This window comes from Shewanella electrodiphila (assembly GCF_023283985.1).
GTDB lineage: Bacteria > Pseudomonadota > Gammaproteobacteria > Enterobacterales > Shewanellaceae > Shewanella > Shewanella electrodiphila.
In genome coordinates this window covers 1-2,599 of sequence record NZ_JAKIKU010000033.1, presented here as the reverse complement: position 1 = coordinate 2,599, position 2,599 = coordinate 1, and the positions used below count along the sequence as shown (strand labels likewise).

The following is a 2,599-nucleotide window of genomic DNA, read 5'->3' as shown; positions in this document are numbered from 1 at the left end:
AATAGTGGTATCCCCTAGGGGATTCGAACCCCTGTTACCGCCGTGAAAGGGCGGTGTCCTAGGCCTCTAGACGAAGGGGACCCGGACTGCATTAGACTCTGCAAAGAGTGAATACTCATTAAGTTCTGTAGGCTAAAACTTAACGCTTGCTTTAATTTCTCGAAATACATCAAGAAAAATAAAATAGTGGTATCCCCTAGGGGATTCGAACCCCTGTTACCGCCGTGAAAGGGCGGTGTCCTAGGCCTCTAGACGAAGGGGACCCGGACTGGCGTTATACTCTACCAAAGAGTGAATACTCATTAAGTTCTGTAGGCTAAAACTTAACGCTTTGATTTTAGTAAAATTGGTGGAGCTACACGGGATCGAACCGTGGACCTCTTCGCTGCCAGCGAAGCGCTCTCCCAGCTGAGCTATAGCCCCTCAACTTTACTTAACACATTTGGACAAACCGAAATAAATTATGACGCTGTGTCTCAACTGCGATGCGCATTCTATGCAGCCTGCCCAAAAGTGTCAACTCGTTTTTTAAGAATTTATTCTATCTGCTACAAATTCAATCGCTTTGGAGATTCTTTGTTCACAACGAGCCTTTCCAACTAAAAACAAGGTTAAATCTACAGCAGGTGACATGCCAGCGCCTGTAACCGCGACACGTAGTGGCATTCCGACTTTACCCATACCCACTTCTAGTTCTGCTGCTGTATCTTCAATTGCTTGGTGAATTGCTTCAACTGTCCACTCAGGAAGGGCAGAAATTTTTTGTTGTATAAGTTTCAGTGGTTCCATTGCAACACCACGTAAATGCTTTTTAGCTGCATTTTCATCAAACGCTTCGAAATCTTCATAGAAGTAGCGGCTAGATGCAGCTAAATCTTTCAGCGTTTTCGCTCTTTCTGCTAAAGCTGTAACAACTTCAGCAAGTGCAGGTCCGTTTGCTGTATCAATTTTCTGGTCATCCATATGCCATTGAAGATGTGATGCAACATATTCTGGTGCAAGTTCTTTAATGTAATGTTGGTTTAACCAATTAAGTTTTTCTGTATTAAAGGCTGAAGCTGCCTTATTGATATCGTCTAGTTTAAATAACGAGATCATTTCTTCCATTGAGAAAACTTCTTGGTCGCCATGAGACCAACCTAAACGAACCAGGTAGTTTAGTAGCGCTTCAGGTAAATAACCGTCATCACGGTATTGCATAACACCAACCGCGCCATGACGTTTTGACAGTTTCGCACCATCATCACCTAAAATCATCGATACGTGAGCATATTCAGGTACTGGTGCACCCAAAGCTTTAAGGATGTTAATTTGACGAGGAGTGTTATTGATATGGTCTTCACCACGAACAACACAAGTAATGCCCATATCCCAATCATCAACAACAACACAGAAGTTATAAGTTGGTGTGCCTTCTGTACGAGCAATGATTAAGTCATCTAAGGTATCGTTAGCAAATTCGATACGGCCACGTACGTGATCGTTAAATACGACACTACCTTCTGTTGGATTCTTGAAACGAATCACAAACGGTTCATCAGTATCACGAGGAGTAAGATCGCGGCAATGGCCATCATACTTTTGTGATTCACCATTTTCAGCTTGCTCTTCACGCATCTTCTCAATACGTTCACGAGAACAGTAACACTTATAAGCAGTACCTTCTTCAAGCATTTGAGCAATGATTTCGTTGTATCGATCGAAACGTTTAGTTTGGTAATAAGGACCTTCGTCCCAAGTCAAACCTAACCATTCCATTCCTTCAAGAATTGCGGCGCAAGCTTCAGGAGTCGAACGTTCAATATCAGTATCTTCTACACGTAAAACAAACTCACCTTGGTTTGCGCGGGCATAAAGCCAAGAATAAAGTGCTGTACGAGCACCACCTACATGTAAAAAGCCTGTTGGGCTAGGAGCAAAACGCGTCTTAGTTGTCATAATGGGACACTGACCTATTTCAAAAACGTCTATATAAAGACAGATATAATAAAGTGGCCGATATTCTATACCCAAACCACCTTATTATGCGAGTTTCACTATTGATAATTTAAACTACATCAACAAGCAGCATCATAATCAGCTCTGTGAGCGAAAAACTATAGCTAAAGAGTGCACTGATTGCTCAACTTTGTCGTCGAAGCTTTTATTGAAGTGAAACTGAGAAGTCTCAAAACAAGGCATGTTTAGCTGGATACGAGCTTTACTCCATAATTACAATAATCAATTCTTCTCTAGTTGCATCACTATTGAGAAAAATGACGTTATAAAGCGCCTAACAATTCAACAAGCCGCACGTTTTTAGCGCGGCTGAGCTTTTTTCGTGAAAAAGTCGTTGACAGTATTTCGTTGCTCCCTATAATACGGCCCCACACAGCGAGGTCGATTAGCTCAGCTGGGAGAGCACCTCCCTTACAAGGAGGGGGTCACTGGTTCGAGCCCAGTATCGACCACCATTCTTTTTTAGAAAGAATTAAATCATTGTGGAAATCCCAGGTCGATTAGCTCAGCTGGGAGAGCACCTCCCTTACAAGGAGGGGGTCACTGGTTCGAGCCCAGTATCGACCACCATTCTTTTCGTAAAGAATTAAAACATTATGAA

The 2,599-nt window shown here is 42.5% G+C and carries 1 protein-coding gene and 5 tRNA genes; 2 read left to right on the top strand and 4 right to left on the bottom strand.

The features are described 5' to 3' along the window. Nucleotides 1–5: 5 nt before the first annotated feature. The 4 genes from L2737_RS22125 to gltX form a co-directional block, all read right to left on the bottom strand. Nucleotides 6–81 (bottom strand) — tRNA-Glu (locus tag L2737_RS22125). A 106-nt stretch (nucleotides 82–187) separates the two neighbouring features. Continuing rightward, a tRNA-Glu gene (locus L2737_RS22120) sits at nucleotides 188–263 on the bottom strand. A gap of 84 nt (nucleotides 264–347) precedes the next feature. Continuing rightward, a tRNA-Ala gene (locus L2737_RS22115) sits at nucleotides 348–423 on the bottom strand. A gap of 105 nt (nucleotides 424–528) precedes the next feature. Then, entirely contained in the window at nucleotides 529–1,938 is a 1,410-nt protein-coding gene (gene gltX / locus L2737_RS22110) for a glutamate--tRNA ligase (protein ID WP_248957126.1), read from the bottom strand. Nucleotides 1,939–2,377: 439 nt separating this feature from the next. Between gltX and L2737_RS22105 the strand changes: the two genes are divergently transcribed. Further along, nucleotides 2,378–2,453: transfer RNA gene (locus L2737_RS22105), tRNA-Val, on the top strand. Between the two features lie 39 nt (nucleotides 2,454–2,492). Continuing rightward, nucleotides 2,493–2,568, top strand: a tRNA-Val gene (locus tag L2737_RS22100). Nucleotides 2,569–2,599 lie beyond the last annotated feature (31 nt).